Genomic DNA, 14,448 nt, shown 5'->3' with positions numbered 1-14,448 from the left:
GGGTGAATACGTTGCTGATTTTATGACCGAGCGATGACAAGAATGTAAGTTTTCTGGTCTTACCTCTTGCTTTTAGCCCCCAGTGTGGAATCATAGAGCACTTTCGTGGTTAAGCAGAGCCTGCACACAATTCGACTATAATTGAGCTAACTTAATTCTTATCTGTGCCTTAGTTAAAGGTTGAATAGGTGTTTTTCAGCTCATCTGCGATTTAGCTGCCTGCGACAAAAACAATAATGATACGGCATCGAAGTTGAGTATTCCCGCATAGCGTGTGCTTGATTAAAACAAATTCAGATAATAAACGATGCTCTGAAAAATTTTAGGAGAAGTGTTGTGGATAAAATTTGGCTTGAAAAAAGTTATCCTCCCGGAGTACCGGCAGAAATTGATGCCGATAAGTATCAATCTTTAGCGGAATTATTGATTAAATACAGCCAGCAGTATGCGGACAATATTGCATTCATTAATATGGATGTGAAGTTGTCTTATCGCCAGTTGGCTGAGCAAGCCACAGCTTTCGCAGCCTATTTGCAACAAGATTTGGGCTTAAAAAAAGGCGACAAGCTAGCCATTATGGTGCCCAATACTTTGCAATATCCAATTGCATTATTTGGCGGTTTATTGGCAGGATTAACCATTGTTAATGTCAACCCGTTATATACAGCTCGGGAATTAAAGCACCAGCTTAATGATTCTGGCACCCAAGCCATCGTTATCATTGAAAACTTTGCCCATACCTTAGAGGAGGTCATTGATGATACTCCGGTTGAGAAAGTCATTTTAACGTCCCTGGGGGATCGTCTTGGTTTCCTAAAAGGCAATTTGGTCAACCTGGTGGTTCGCCATGTGAAAAAAATGGTACCTGCCTTTAAGTTAAACAATACCATTAACTTTAATCAGGTATTGGATAAAGGCGCTAGGCTAAATTTCCAACCCGTTGCTGTCAGTGGGGACGATTTGGCATTTTTGCAATACACCGGTGGTACGACAGGTGTGTCCAAAGGCGCGATGCTGACCCATCGCAATATGATCGCCAACCTCGAACAAGCCAAAGCCTTTTTAGGACCAATATTGGAAGATGGTAAGGAGTTTGTGGTCACTGCACTGCCGCTTTATCACATCTTTGCATTGACCGCGAATTGCATGCTGTTTATAACTCTGGGCGGGACTAATTTATTGATCACCAACCCAAGAGATATGCCTAATTTTGTTAAAGAGTTGAAAAAGTATAAATTTACGACGTTAACCGGAGTAAACACTCTGTTTAATGGTCTGCTTAATACCAAAGGCTTTAAAGATCTGGATTTTAGCCACCTTAAACTGGCGTTAGGCGGCGGTATGGCGGTGCAACAACCTGTTGCTGAGCGTTGGCAGCAAGTAACCCGCACCCGATTATTGGAAGGTTATGGTTTAACTGAATGTGCGCCTTTAGTAACCGTAAGTCCATATAATCAAAAAGCCTATAACGGTACAATTGGTTTGCCGGCACCGTCTACTGACGTAAAAGTGATTGATGAATTGGGCAATGAACGCCCGGTGGGTGAAGCGGGTGAGATGATCGTTAAAGGTCCACAAGTGATGAAAGGGTACTACAATCGTCCGGAAGCCACTGACGAAGTGTTAAAAGATGGCTGGCTATATACCGGCGATATCGCCACGATGGACGAAAATGGTTACTTTAAAATTGTTGACCGTAAAAAGGACATGATTATCGTGTCTGGCTTTAATGTATTTCCCAATGAAATCGAAGAAGTTGTGATGATGCATACGGATATTATTGAGGCTGCGGCAATTGGTATTCCTCATGACGTCAGCGGCGAAATGGTTAAGATATTTGTGGTGACTCGTAATACCCAGCTGTGTGAAAAAGATTTGATCAAACACTGTAAACAGCATTTAACCAACTATAAGGTTCCTAAACTGGTGGAATTCAAAGATGAACTGCCAAAAAGTAATGTCGGCAAGATTTTACGCCGGGAGCTTAGATAACGAGCAAGTCAGACGGTACCGTCAAATGATCAATAAAAGCGTGGTGTCAGTTTGGTTCTGACCCACGCTTTTGTGTTTTTCTCTGCTGAGTTTTAGTGTGACTTTCCTCGTGAGATTTTGCAATTACTGCACCCAATTTGTCTTAATCAACCTATCTTGTGATGACAAAGGACGCGCTGGAAATTACTTTGCAGATGCTTGAGAGGTGATACAGGTATTTTACTGCGTTAGATGCTTGGTCATTGGCCAGATAAATATAAGCATTGGTATTGTTTTCGATTATTGCTAACATATTGTTTTTGGTGGATGTTGTCTGCCGTTGTATTGCATGAACTGCTGTAATTAAATAATTGCCAATCTGCCAAGCCCCCGGAGAAACTGTGCAAGCTGAATATATACAAGATCAATCCGCTCTGGATTCCTTTTGTCAGTCCGTCACATCTGACGCTGTCCTCGCTGTCGATACTGAATTTGTCAGAACTCGTACATTGTTTCCCAATTTAGGACTTATCCAGGCTTGTGATGGCAATCGATTAGTGTTGATTGATCCACTTGCTGTCACCGATCTTACGCCATTTTGGCAATTACTCGAATCCCCTGAAATATTTAAGATACTTCATTCCTGCTCCGAAGATCTCGAAGTGTTTTTGCATGCTGGAAACTGCAAACCCGCGAATATGCTTGATTCGCAAATCGCGATGGCATTTTTAGGGCACGGCCTATCATTAGGTTATGCGGCGATGATCCAGCATTACCTTGAGATAGAGCTAGATAAAAGTGAATCCCGTACCAATTGGATGAAACGACCATTGTCAGAAAGCCAGTTAGTTTATGCGGCGGCTGATGTGCGTTATTTACATCAGGTCAGTGGGCAAATATTGCAAGAGCTTGAAACCGCAGGTTGGTTTGAGCAGGCAATGCAAGATAGCACTCGCATGATCGATAAAAAGTTCCAGCCGCTGGAACCACAAGAATTATATCTGGACAACAAACAAGCGTTTCGGCTAAATTCCTCACAGCTTGCTGTGCTGCAGCAGTTATACGCCTGGCGCTATCAATTAGCGGTTAAACGTAATCTGCCTTTAAATTTTATTGCCAAAGACAACACCTTGTTAATTTTGGCGCGGCGTAAACCCAGCAATGTCGGTGCTATGGCCAGCTATGAGGGCATTGATATTCTTGATGTCCGCCATCAGGGGAAGGCGATGTTAGCCGTGATCCGCCAGGCGACGAAAACGCCACCCGAACACCTACCGAAACCAATCTCTCGCTTGGATAGCTATCCGGGTTACAAAAATATATTCAAAAATTTAAAAACCTATTTGGGCAAACTGGCCGAACAACAGCAGCTGGAATTACCCGTTGTTGCTGGTAAAAAGCATATGAATCAGTACCTAAGCTGGTTTTGGGAATTAAATGATCAGCATTTACAGCCAGAGCAGGTCGATCTGATTAATGGCTGGCGTGGGGAACTTTTTGAAAAAGATTTGCTCGAATTTTCCAAAGGGGGCTTTAAGCTTTAGCTGTGAAGTGAACGCACAACAATGAAGATTGGTTTCAATTCGGTTGTTTATGTTTCAGTGATTCCGTTATTAAGTTAAGCAACTGTTAGCATTAGCCGCGTCATCGTAAGCCGTCTTTCGCCCACTAAAATCGAGTAAGGCGTTGGCCTGATTGGCGTAGCGTGGTATATTGCTGAGCCATTTTCAAGCCAGTGACTAAATTATGATTTGTGTGATTTACCGAAGCCCGAAGAAGCCGCAAACCTTCTTATATATTGTCAAGCGGGATGATTTTTCAGCGGTGCCTGAAGCGCTCCTAAAAACGTTTGGCTCACCACAGTTGGTAACCTTGGTAAATTTGTCAAATCGAGATAAACTGGCTTTAGCAGATATAGAAAAAGTGAAAACTGAGCTTTTGGGTAAAGGCTATTATCTGCAGTTACCGCCCCCAACCGAAGACTTATTAAAACAGCATAAAGCTGATCAATTACCACAACAATAGTGATAGGGGTTGCTATGTTTTCAACAAGCAAAATTCGTCGATTTTTTTTCTTTACCGCAATTTCTTCTGCGTGCATTTCTCCTGCAACATTCGCTCAAAAGCAGCTCTCTGAAGAAGGGTTTAACCAGTATGTTGAAACCTTAAAAAAAGAAGCGTTGGAGCAAGGGTTTAGCCAGGATCTTATCGATTCTGCGTTCGCCGATGTGGAGTTTCACAAACGCGCAATTAAAGCCGATAAAAACCAGCCTGAACGCGTTGAAACACTCGAAACCTATTTACCGGTTCGCGTTTCTGACTGGAAGGTAAACAAAGCCAAAGAAATGATGAAGCTGCATCAGGCTGAACTGCAAAAAGTTGGCAAAGAATATGGTGTTCAGCCACGTTTTATCGTTGCATTATGGGGCCTGGAATCAAACTTTGGCAATATCACCGGTAATTACAATGTTGTATCCGCCCTGAGCACGCTCGCTTATGAAGGCCGCCGGGAAACGTTTTTTAAGAAGCAGTTAAAAGATGCGTTGACGATACTGGATCAAGGTCATATCAGCCCTACCGATATGAAAGGTTCCTGGGCTGGCGCGATGGGCCATAACCAGTTTATGCCAAGTTCATTTTTGGCCTATGCCGCCGATGGTGATGGCGATGGTAAAAAAGACATCTGGAATAACACCACGGACGTGTTTGCTTCGATTGCCAAATATCTGAAATCAGTTGGTTGGGATGATTCGATTACCTGGGCCAGGCAGGTGCAATTACCGGAAAATTTTGATTATTCATTAGCGATCCCACAAAATACCGGGGGGCGTTCGAATTGGTTAAAAGCATGGAAACGCACCGAAATGTCATTGGCCGATTGGCAAAAAGCCGGTGTGCGACGATTCAATGGTCAAGATCTACCGCAAGTTGATATCACCGCGGCAATGGTCTTTCCGGATGGAGAGAAAGGTCGAGCGTATCTGGCCTATGATAATTATAAATGCCTGATGCACTGGAATTTGTCCTATTATTTTGTCACCAGTGTTGGCCATCTTGCTGACCGTATTAAGTTTAACCCTTAACGTAGATTACCTTTGTCGGGTCATTTTTGTTTTGTGGTAAATGTGGACATGAATTTTGAATAAAACCTTAGCGCCAGAGTTTTGGAAGCAGAAATCTCTGGCAGAAATGAATCGCATTGAATGGGAAGCCATTTGTGATGGTTGCGGCAAATGTTGCTTGCACAAAATCATTGAGGACGACTCTGACGATGACTTAGATTTAGAACAAGGCGAAGCCCATGAGCCGGTCGAGTTGCTAAACCCTACCGATTATATTCGAGATGGCGAAGAATTATTGTATACCAATGTTGTTTGCCATCTATTGAATGACAAAACCTGTAGTTGCTCCAAGTACAGCGAAAGAACCCGCCTGGTGCCTGATTGTGTGCAATTGACTCAAGACAACCTCGAAGATATCTTCTTCATGCCGACGAGCTGCAGTTATCGTCGCTTGCACGAAGGTCGAGGGTTACCATCCTGGCACCCTTTATTAAATAAAGGCAAAAAGTCGGCAATGCATAAAGCGGGTATGTCGGTACGGGGTAAAGTGCTAAAAGACAACGTGGTTGATATTCACGATTATGAAGATCATTTAGTTACCTGGCCTTTAGACGATACTGATTAGTCGGCTACCAGACAATGATCCCCGACACCTTTCCCCACGCGGTTCATAAACTTTTTCAATATCGAAAATCCATTAGTACTCGACCTTTCAATGCCCGCGGCGCGGGTGTTGAGCGTTGCCAGTACTGTCGAATCGATGTTAAGTATTGTATTTGCAGTTTATTAAAACCTCAGTCGGCCAATGCCAGCTTTGCGTTATTGATGTACGATGATGAAGTACTAAAACCCAGCAATACTGGCCGCTTGATAGCCGATATTTTGCCTGACACTAAGGCGTTTTTATGGCATCGCACCGAAGTGGCCGACGAGCTTCTTTTATTATTAAAATCTGCAGAGTATCAGCCGTTCCTGGTGTTTCCCGAGGAATATGCGGTTGAGAAGCAACCTGTACTCGATATTCAGAAATTCAGTAAAACGTCAGTCAATCCCAATTGCCATTCATCGAGACCTTTGTTTATTCTGCTCGATGCGACTTGGCGACAGGCTCGGAAAATGTATCGTAAAAGTCCGTATTTGCATCAGATCCCGATGCTTTCTGTACCCGCGGAATTAATGCGCCCTCACGTTATGCCTCAGCATGGCTGTGCATCTGAGATTTTGTCTCGTTATCATGTGCGCACGGCGCAAAAGGAGCAACAACTTGCCACTGCAGAGGTCGCCGCGAGGATATTGCAGTTATCCGGCAATCATCGAGCGGGAGATGTGTTAAACCTCTGGTTTGATGTATTTAGCTATCGTTATCAGTGTGGCGTTAAACAAAACAATTTAGGCGATGCCGAAGCGGTAGAACGATACCTTGCTTACCTTAACGGGTGATTCACCGATTCAGATTTTACTGGTGAGTATTGCCTTAGCTAATATTGACAACAGCATGTGAACAGGCGACAGTTAACGGAATTTTCAACCGGTTAAGGAAGTCATCTATGAAAATCGCCAAGGGTCTAATATCCTCATTTAATCATACCCAGTACAAAGAAAAACCAACGCATGTACTGGCGGCAATGATTTTGTTTTTTGGTGGTTCGAGTGTTGTCCAGGCGGAAGATGAAATTTATTTGGCGACATTAACGGCAGATAAAGCCAGTAAGGTGGTAAATATCACCAACCGTCCAGGCTATGATAACCAGCCACACTTTACGCCAGATTCTAAAGCCTTGCTATTTACCGCCATGTTTACCACCGGAAAAGGAGAAGACGTTGCTCAGCAAACCGACAGCATGCACTATGACCTTAGCTCCGGGCAATTAACAAACCTGACCCAATCTGCCGCCAGTGAATACTCTCCGACCGTGACCCCAGATAGCGAACATTTTAGTGTGATCCGTGTCGGCAGTGATGGCAAACAATTGTTGTGGCAATATCCTTTAACCGCGGAAAATAGTGAGGGCGTTGTTAAGCGCGAAGCGCAAGGCTCTGCGCTATACCCAGAACTGTACGATATTGGCTACCATGTATGGCTAGATGATGAAGAATTATTGTTGTTTGTCTTAGGAGAGCCAATGCAGTTGCAACGCGCCAATATCAAAGATAAAAAAGCCGATGTTGTCGATATGAATATTGGCAGAACTTTACGTCAAGTTCCCGGTGAAAAACTATTCAGTTATAACAAAGAACATGGTCAGGGATGGCAGATGTACCTCTATGACCGTGACCAAAAAACAACCCACGCCAATATCAACCTTCCATCTGACAACATGTACTACGCATGGCATATGGATGGCTCATTGTTAACGGCAATAGGCAATAAAGTCTATCAGACCAGTGTCGATCTAACTCCAAGCCCAGAGGCTGTGACTTTAAAACAACCCAAAGTAAGTGGCGCGAAATGGGCTATCTGGCAAGATTTTTCCAATGAATGCAAAGGCAATATCACCCGTATGGTGATGAGTGATGATCAAAAGCACTTTGCTTTTGTCTGTAATACGGAAAAATAGAAAATTTCAGATTGTTGCAACATTAAACCTGCTAATACTCGTATGCCTTTTACCGCGGTTTTACATTATTAAACGTGAATTTAATCGGTAAGGCATAATGGAAGCCACAAAATGATTAAGGTGTGGTTACAGGTATTGCTTTTCGCTTTAATTTTTCACAGTTAGAGTTGTCAGTAACCACCAGTAGCATATCGGGCACAGAACTAACGCAACTGATTGAAAAGGTTAATGACTTCATAGAGCGAACAACGGTCATTGCATATAAGAATAAAATAATAAAAATAGGAATTAAAAATGAAGAAAGGACTCATCTTAATATATTGCTTACTTTCCTGCTTCTCGGTTTACGCAAGTGAAAACCCCCTTATGGGAAAATGGAAAATGTCAGGACAAAATGGCGTGATGGTTGTCCATTTTGAGGCTGATAAAATGACCATGTCTACCTCAGAAGATATAAAAGAAAACGCTCAGACTGTGAGCGTACGATATCAGGAGCTCGATAAGTCATGGGGAGTAGAAATACTTTCCGAAAAAGGCGAAATGCAGGGTACTATGATGGCTATTCCAAAGGGCGAAAACGAAATCAAATTCGGAGCACCTGGCTCTGCTTTTTTTGTGCTGAAAAAAATGTAAACTCTGGCTGAAAAGAGCGAGTTTGAGTCATTGAACCTCCCACTTTCTTTTAATAATGCGCCGTCATCCCGCACTTGATGCGGGACCTCCTATCGCATGCTGTGCTCCTATTTATTTCAACTTCTTAGTTCAAGAACTAAGTAAACAAGTCTCAGTAAAACGAGGGGAGATCCCCTGTCGGAGCAGGGGATGACGGAGTAAATATTCGATGATAGCGTTTTGCACTTTAGAGACATTCGGCTCTAGCTAAGATTCCCTGTCGTGGCAGGGAATGACGCGAGACTGGGTTGCTGTGTGCTCGAAACAGCGTGTACTCGGAGCTGATGACATCAGCGTACCCGAAGCGACCTTCTTCGTCGTGTACCCGGAACAATCTTTGATTGTGTACTCGAAGTGACGTTTTTCGTCGCGTTCCCGGAGTATCGCTTGCGATACGTACTGCTCTTATTGGCACCAAGCTGCCGTTCAGGCCAATGGGTATGAGATCCCAAATCATGTTTGAAATGACGTTGGCTCGGCGCGCTTTTTCTTAACCCTGAAACCTGCCACCTGCTTGCTTAAGGGACTTCAATCCCGCCTTATATCGTTTCGCATTTTCGACATAGTGCGCAGCACCGCTACGAATTTGCTGTTGCTGTTGTTCATTTAACGTTTTTACGATTTTAGCGGGCGATCCTAATACCAGTGAGCCATCGGGAATTTCCATATTCTCGGTGACCAGCGCATTGGCGCCAATTAAACAGTTTTTACCGATTTTCGCCCCGTTTAACACAACGGCATTTATGCCAATTAAACTGCCATCGCCGATATCGCAGCCATGAAGCATCACTTTGTGGCCGATGGTGACCGCTTTACCGATAGTCAAAGGAAAACCCGGGTCAATGTGCAGGACACTCGCGTCTTGAATATTGCTGCCTTCGCCAATCGTCACCGTGTCATTATCGGCTCTTATCACTACATTAAACCACACCGATGCATTGGCTTTTAATGTGACTCGGCCGATAACTGTGGCATTGTCGGCAACGAAACAGGATGAATCGATTACAGGTTTATGGTCATCAAGCTGAAATATCATAGGGATCCTTTATTGTGGGTAGGGATGGTTGTAGGGCAAAACCTAGAGTTTATGCCAGCAGAGCCAGAAGTTACAGTCCGGGGAAATTTTGCTATCCGCCGCCATTAGACTCTCATTGCAGCGTTTTAATCGTTTTATCACGTAACTCGATGTTTGTAATTCATTTGTTAATTTTGTTATATTGGCGTTACCTGATTTAGATAAAAGGAATAAAAATGTCTAACTCTGAGCAAAGCCTATCTGAACGCCGTCAATATTTTCGTATTGATATGGAGTATGAAACTGTCGACTTACTATGGCGCGATGAAGAAGGCCAGGCCCACAAAGTGAAATCTGTTTGTTTAGATTTTTCCCGCGGTGGACTTCGTATTGAACATGAATTTGCGATTACAGAAGATACCGAAGTCAGTATTTGTTTTCAGGCCGATCACCCTGAAAGTCAAACACTCGTCGCCAAAGTTGTACGTTGTATCGAGTTAACGGGTAATCGTTTCTCGATAGGCCTGCAAATGGTTGACTAACCCTCTATTTTTTAGCCCCCACTAAAAAAATATTCTCTCAATTACAAGGAATTAAACTCATGATTGTTCTGGTTGGTGGTGAAAAGGGCGGCAGCGGTAAAAGCTGTCTGGCTCAAAATATAGGTGTTTATCTTGCTAAAGAAAAAGATGCCAGTGTATTGATCGCCGATTGCGATCCGCAAAGAACGACCTCTGATTGGATCCAGGCTCGAAATAATGATCCGGATCTGGTTACGATTAATTGCATTCAGTTATACGGGAAAATCCGTAATGATTTATTAAGCCTGAACGAACACTATGATTATGTCATTGTTGACTGTGGTGGTCAGGATAACCTAGCGCTGCGTGCGGCCATGTCTGTCGCTCAACATGTTCTTATTCCATTGCGTCCCAAACGCCGCGATATAAAAACCGCGCCGCATATGGAAGATATGCTCAGTACATGTAAAATGGTAAACCCAAAGATGATTGCATCTTTTGTTATCACCCAGTGTCCATCTTTGCCGAATCAGGCCGGACGGATCATTGAAGCCAAAGAAGTCTGTTCTTCATACGGTATCAACGTATTGGATTCGGTCACTTATAACCGTAATATTTACGATGATTCGGAAGAAAAAGGGACATCAGTATTTGAAGCGGAACCTAACGGCAAAGCGGCCGACGAAATTCGAGCCATCGCCAATGAGTTCTTATCTATTGAGCAGGAACTGAGCTATGAGTTTAGCTGATCTGAAAAAGCAGGAAAAACCGAAAGCAAAAATCAATTTTAGCGTCGACGATTTTATCGAAGATGCCAATAATTATGCCGCCGGTAATCCGCAAATTGTCAGCGCCGAAGCCAATCAGCAAGTCGAGATATTTAAAAAGCAATTTGCTCAGGATAATCATTGCGAAGCGGGCAGACCGTTCAAGCATGCGACTTTTACCTTAAGTGAAGAAGCGATAAAACAGTTAAGCGAGCTTTCTGAACAAACCCATATTCCGAAATCACGTTTATTGCGGATTATGGTTGACGATTTCTTTTTTAATGAGAATCCGAATAAACTGTTTCTCTCTGACATTAAATAGGTAATGGCAATTCACCGAGCCGGTGGATTTGACGAATTTTGGTGAATCTGGCTTTAGTGGTTGGGAACAGGGTGTTAAACTTAGGTTTTTCATCTTGTTGCCTGCTATCAGGCCTGTTGCTCACTTTATGCGCTTAGATAAATTTATTTGCCGTTGTACCGAACTTACCCGTTCTGAAGCGAAAAAGCTCCTTAAACAAGGAGAGATCCGAGTTTCCGGAGCCGTTGTTAAAGACCCTGGGTTTCAGGTCTATCCAGAATCCGACGTGACCCTGTTTGATAATCGCTTGAGTTTTGAACAGGCCCGCTATTACATGCTGCATAAACCACAAAATTGTATTTGCTCGAATATCGATGAGCTTTACCCTTCCGTGTTGCATTTCCTTGATGTTGATCGTGCCTTTGATTTGCATATTGCCGGACGCCTGGATGCGGATACTACAGGGTTGGTACTGATCACCGATGATGGCCAGTGGTCCCATAAAATCACCTCACCGAAAAAAGATTGTGCTAAACGTTATCGAGTACAAACCACCAAAGACATTCCTCAAAGCGCCATTCAAGCTTTTGCTGACGGCGTGCAACTGCAAAACGAAGCAAAATTAACCAAGCCAGCAACACTTGAAATCTTAGCGCCACGAGAGGCTTTGTTGACGATCAGTGAAGGTAAATATCATCAGGTAAAACGTATGTTTGCCGCCATTGGTAATCGGGTCGGGGGTCTGCACCGAGAAAAGATTGGAGAGATTGAACTCGATTGTGAGCTTGAGCAGGGCCAGTGGCGACCGCTTAGTGAAGCCGAGATTGCTTCAATATAATATCTAGGAGCAGGGTTGTTGATATCGGATTACACATCAGAACCGCTAGCAACAACTCTGGTCCATTGATTATTGATTATTGATTATGGATTTTGTCTTAAATGGCGTAATTTAGATGAATAAAAAAGCGTCGGTCTAAGCCAGGAAAGTATCGGTCCTGAGTAAATACCGTATAGTCGGCGCGCTCTGCATAGGCCCTGTCCATTAGATTGAGTCCCTTGACACCTAATTGCCATTTATCAGAGATTTTCCAGTTGTAGTAGGCATCGACAAGAACATGGCCTGAATAGCGGTGTAAATTGTCGATATCGGTGTAATACTCGCCCATATGACCGATTGATAGCGTAATATTGTGCTGGTCATTGGCTTGATAGAGCAAGCGCCAGCGGCCGAATCCTGTTGGCGCTGTATCCATGTCATTGCCACTAATATCCGTATCAAGACCCGCTGGCGTATTTGCATAACTATGTTTGGCAAACGTGTATTCCAACTGACTTTGTAATGAATCGCTTATTTGATATGACCAACTAACTTCAATCCCTTGGTGTTCTGTTTCCCCGCCATTGCGAGTATATTGCTCACTATCTCTGAAAATGACGTCTTGTTTTTGATAATAATAGGCCGATAAATTAAATTGTTGTTGATGCCAATCGCCGCGCCAGGTGAGTTCCAGGCCTTGAATTTTTTCAGAATCCAACTCAGTGACGAATTGCTCGCCTTGCAACCGGTACAACTCCGTTACCTGTGGCGGGCGAAAACCTTGATTTGCGGTAACTAACCACTGTTGCTGCTCCGTTAACTGATAAATCATCCCAATATTTACCGAAACATCGGTAAAACTATCAATGGAGTCGTCTGGACGGGTATAGCGACAGCCGCCAAAACTACAGGCATCTCCAAGCTCATCGACACGACCACTGTTCATTTGATTGTCGTAATCGTAGCGAGAATATTCGGCACGTAAACCGGTATTTAGCTGCAATTTGGGCGTTAACTTCTTCTGCAATTGTACAAAAGCACCGCTATTGATGGTGCGTACATTAAAATCATATTGTTTACCAGACGGGATGGTTGCCATTAAAAATGCCGAGCCCTGTGTTGGCGAAAATTGTTCCTGTACGAGCTCAATGTCAGCAATGTCAATATCAAATCCGTAATTGATTGTGCCGAGGGCATCGCTTTGCCACTGGTTTTGCCACATGCCACCAAGGCTAATATGTTCGTTGGTTTCCAGAGGTTTTCCGGGTAAAAAGTGCATCAAAAACTCCATTTTTGACACTCTGGCATAAGGCGTAAATTGTCCGAATTGTTCGAACTGATATCGTTGGCTAACGCGTGCGGCGAAAATATCCCGGTAAGCTTCTGGGTTTGGATTACTGCGCGCTTTTTGTTTGTCTTGGTAACTGTCTTTGCCGGTGATATAACCGGCGGTGTTTTGATTGAGATTTACAATGGTCAATAAGGAATTTTGCAGTGTATGTTGTCTGTCTCCTTCATAGGAAAGGCTGAATTTTTGCCAGTCGACCCGGGCGTCGTGTCGATATCCGTCTTCATGAAAGAGAGTTGTGGTTGTTGAAAACTTATCTCCCGCGGTTTTTAACCCCACGCGACCATGGCCATACTCACCAAGTTGTAGCGATAACGATTGATCTTGATTGATGCTGGATGGGTTAATGACATTAATTGCTCCGTGCACGGCATTACTGCCGTAAAAGCCATTTCCCGGGCCTTTTTGCACTTCAATTAATTCTGCCTGCTCATGATGAGATTCTATCAAGCCATTGACGTTACAGAAGCTTGCAGGACGTAATGGGATATTATTCTCAAGCAGCAATATTGCGCCACATGCACCGCTACCCGTTAGCACTGGAGAGCGAATTGCCGAAAGATATTCCTGACCGCTACCGCGATGCAAATTAACGCCGGATACGCCATTTAACACCTGTTGAATATGGCTGATGTTTTCTCGAGCAATCGCATCCTGATCTAATCGAGCCACAGTCACCTGTGAGTCACGCATTTTCGTCGACTGCCGACTCGGAGTTACGACAATTGTATCTAGCAATGTGTTTTCCAACAAAGAGCTATCGGACAAAGAGCCAGAGACCAACGATGCCGATGCGTCGGATTTGTCCGTTTGTACTGCTTTTGATTGAGTGGCTTTCGGTGCTTGAGCCTGAGCGTGACTCATTGATGGCAGGGCAGTGAGTACAGCACAAACCATCACGCCATACGCGGATTTTTTTATTATCATTTTAACTAGGGCAACTTAATGACTGTGAACCAAAGCCAATACTTCATTACTTTGGGCCTGTGAATCAATGCCTTGAGAGTGAGCGATGTTAAAAAACTTCAAGGCAAATGCAATCGATTGATTGCGGTTATATAACAGAGTAATACCGGTTATTTTTGTTTTGCTTGCTGCAATTGTGCAAATTTTGCTTTTTGCTCTTCGGTTGCCGGCAACTGATGTTTCTCTTTCCATTCTTCATAGGGCATGCCATAAACAGCCTGACGCGCTTCATCGAGTTCCATCGTAACCCCTAATTGTTCCGCTTCTGCGACCATCCATTTGGAAAAACAGTTGCGGCAGAATCCAGCCAGGTTCATCAGTTCGATATTTTGCACATCTTTACGATTGTCGAGATGCGCGAGTAAACGGCGCAATACCGCTGCTTGAATTTCGGTCGTTTTATCCATCATTAATCCTGATCGTAAATAGAGTCCAACAGCAAAAGGTTTT

The 14,448-nt window shown here is 43.7% G+C and carries 15 protein-coding genes; 12 read left to right on the top strand and 3 right to left on the bottom strand.

What is annotated here, in order from left to right; all coding sequences use genetic code 11:
• The first annotated feature begins 336 nt into the window (after positions 1–336).
• The 8 genes from fadD to FE810_RS01435 all read left to right on the top strand — a co-directional run bounded on the left by fadD (position 337) and on the right by FE810_RS01435 (position 8,224).
• On the top strand, positions 337–1,992 hold the full coding sequence (gene fadD / locus FE810_RS01470; RefSeq protein ID WP_138318246.1) for a long-chain-fatty-acid--CoA ligase FadD: 1,656 nt from the start codon (positions 337–339) through the stop codon (positions 1,990–1,992).
• Between the two features lie 380 nt (positions 1,993–2,372).
• Positions 2,373–3,515: a ribonuclease D gene (gene rnd / locus FE810_RS01465; protein ID WP_138318245.1), complete on the top strand. Its 1,143-nt coding sequence runs from the start codon at positions 2,373–2,375 to the stop codon at positions 3,513–3,515.
• Positions 3,516–3,717: 202 nt separating this feature from the next.
• On the top strand, positions 3,718–3,996 hold the full coding sequence (locus FE810_RS01460; RefSeq protein WP_138318244.1) for a YcgL domain-containing protein: 279 nt from the start codon (positions 3,718–3,720) through the stop codon (positions 3,994–3,996).
• Between the two features lie 14 nt (positions 3,997–4,010).
• On the top strand, positions 4,011–5,054 hold the full coding sequence (locus FE810_RS01455; RefSeq protein WP_138318243.1) for a lytic murein transglycosylase: 1,044 nt from the start codon (positions 4,011–4,013) through the stop codon (positions 5,052–5,054).
• Between the two features lie 106 nt (positions 5,055–5,160).
• Positions 5,161–5,658 carry a YcgN family cysteine cluster protein gene (locus tag FE810_RS01450; protein ID WP_246036844.1) on the top strand — a complete coding sequence of 166 codons (498 nt, stop codon included), beginning with the start codon at positions 5,161–5,163 and terminating at the stop codon, positions 5,656–5,658.
• A 14-nt stretch (positions 5,659–5,672) separates the two neighbouring features.
• A complete protein-coding gene (locus FE810_RS01445) occupies positions 5,673–6,473 on the top strand; it encodes a tRNA-uridine aminocarboxypropyltransferase (RefSeq protein ID WP_138318241.1) in 801 nt (266 codons plus the stop codon).
• A gap of 107 nt (positions 6,474–6,580) precedes the next feature.
• Positions 6,581–7,591 (top strand): TolB-like translocation protein, encoded by a 1,011-nt coding sequence (locus FE810_RS01440; protein WP_138318240.1) that lies wholly within the window; start codon positions 6,581–6,583, stop codon positions 7,589–7,591.
• Positions 7,592–7,885: 294 nt separating this feature from the next.
• Positions 7,886–8,224 (top strand): hypothetical protein, encoded by a 339-nt coding sequence (locus tag FE810_RS01435; RefSeq protein ID WP_138318239.1) that lies wholly within the window; start codon positions 7,886–7,888, stop codon positions 8,222–8,224.
• Positions 8,225–8,753: 529 nt separating this feature from the next.
• Here FE810_RS01435 and FE810_RS01430 read toward each other — a convergent pair.
• Positions 8,754–9,299, bottom strand: coding sequence for a gamma carbonic anhydrase family protein (locus tag FE810_RS01430; RefSeq protein WP_138318238.1), 546 nt, complete (start codon positions 9,297–9,299; stop codon positions 8,754–8,756).
• 215 nt (positions 9,300–9,514) lie between these two features.
• Here FE810_RS01430 and FE810_RS01425 point away from each other — a divergent pair, with 215 nt between their 5' ends.
• From FE810_RS01425 to rsuA, 4 genes are all read left to right on the top strand, one after another.
• Entirely contained in the window at positions 9,515–9,820 is a 306-nt protein-coding gene (locus FE810_RS01425) for a PilZ domain-containing protein (RefSeq protein WP_138318237.1), read from the top strand.
• Between the two features lie 59 nt (positions 9,821–9,879).
• On the top strand, positions 9,880–10,548 hold the full coding sequence (locus FE810_RS01420; RefSeq protein ID WP_138318236.1) for an AAA family ATPase: 669 nt from the start codon (positions 9,880–9,882) through the stop codon (positions 10,546–10,548).
• Complete coding sequence (locus FE810_RS01415; RefSeq protein WP_138318235.1) at positions 10,535–10,888, top strand: ribbon-helix-helix domain-containing protein; 354 nt, start codon at positions 10,535–10,537, stop codon at positions 10,886–10,888. The genes FE810_RS01420 and FE810_RS01415 overlap by 14 nt, the downstream gene beginning before the upstream one ends.
• Before the next feature lie 127 nt (positions 10,889–11,015).
• Positions 11,016–11,705: a 16S rRNA pseudouridine(516) synthase RsuA gene (gene rsuA / locus FE810_RS01410; protein WP_138318350.1), complete on the top strand. Its 690-nt coding sequence runs from the start codon at positions 11,016–11,018 to the stop codon at positions 11,703–11,705.
• A gap of 97 nt (positions 11,706–11,802) precedes the next feature.
• Here the strand turns inward: rsuA and FE810_RS01405 are convergent, their stop codons facing one another.
• Positions 11,803–13,959, bottom strand: a complete 2,157-nt coding sequence (locus FE810_RS01405) for a TonB-dependent receptor (RefSeq protein WP_138318234.1) — start codon at positions 13,957–13,959, stop codon at positions 11,803–11,805.
• A gap of 149 nt (positions 13,960–14,108) precedes the next feature.
• Positions 14,109–14,405: a DUF1244 domain-containing protein gene (locus FE810_RS01400; protein ID WP_138318233.1), complete on the bottom strand. Its 297-nt coding sequence runs from the start codon at positions 14,403–14,405 to the stop codon at positions 14,109–14,111.
• Between the last annotated feature and the right edge of the window lie 43 nt (positions 14,406–14,448).

This window comes from Thalassotalea litorea, assembly GCF_005843925.1.
GTDB classification, from domain to species: Bacteria; Pseudomonadota; Gammaproteobacteria; order Enterobacterales; family Alteromonadaceae; genus Thalassotalea_A; species Thalassotalea_A litorea_A.
The sequence above is the reverse complement of the archived record's forward strand: the minus strand, read 5'-3'. Positions and strand labels throughout refer to the sequence as shown.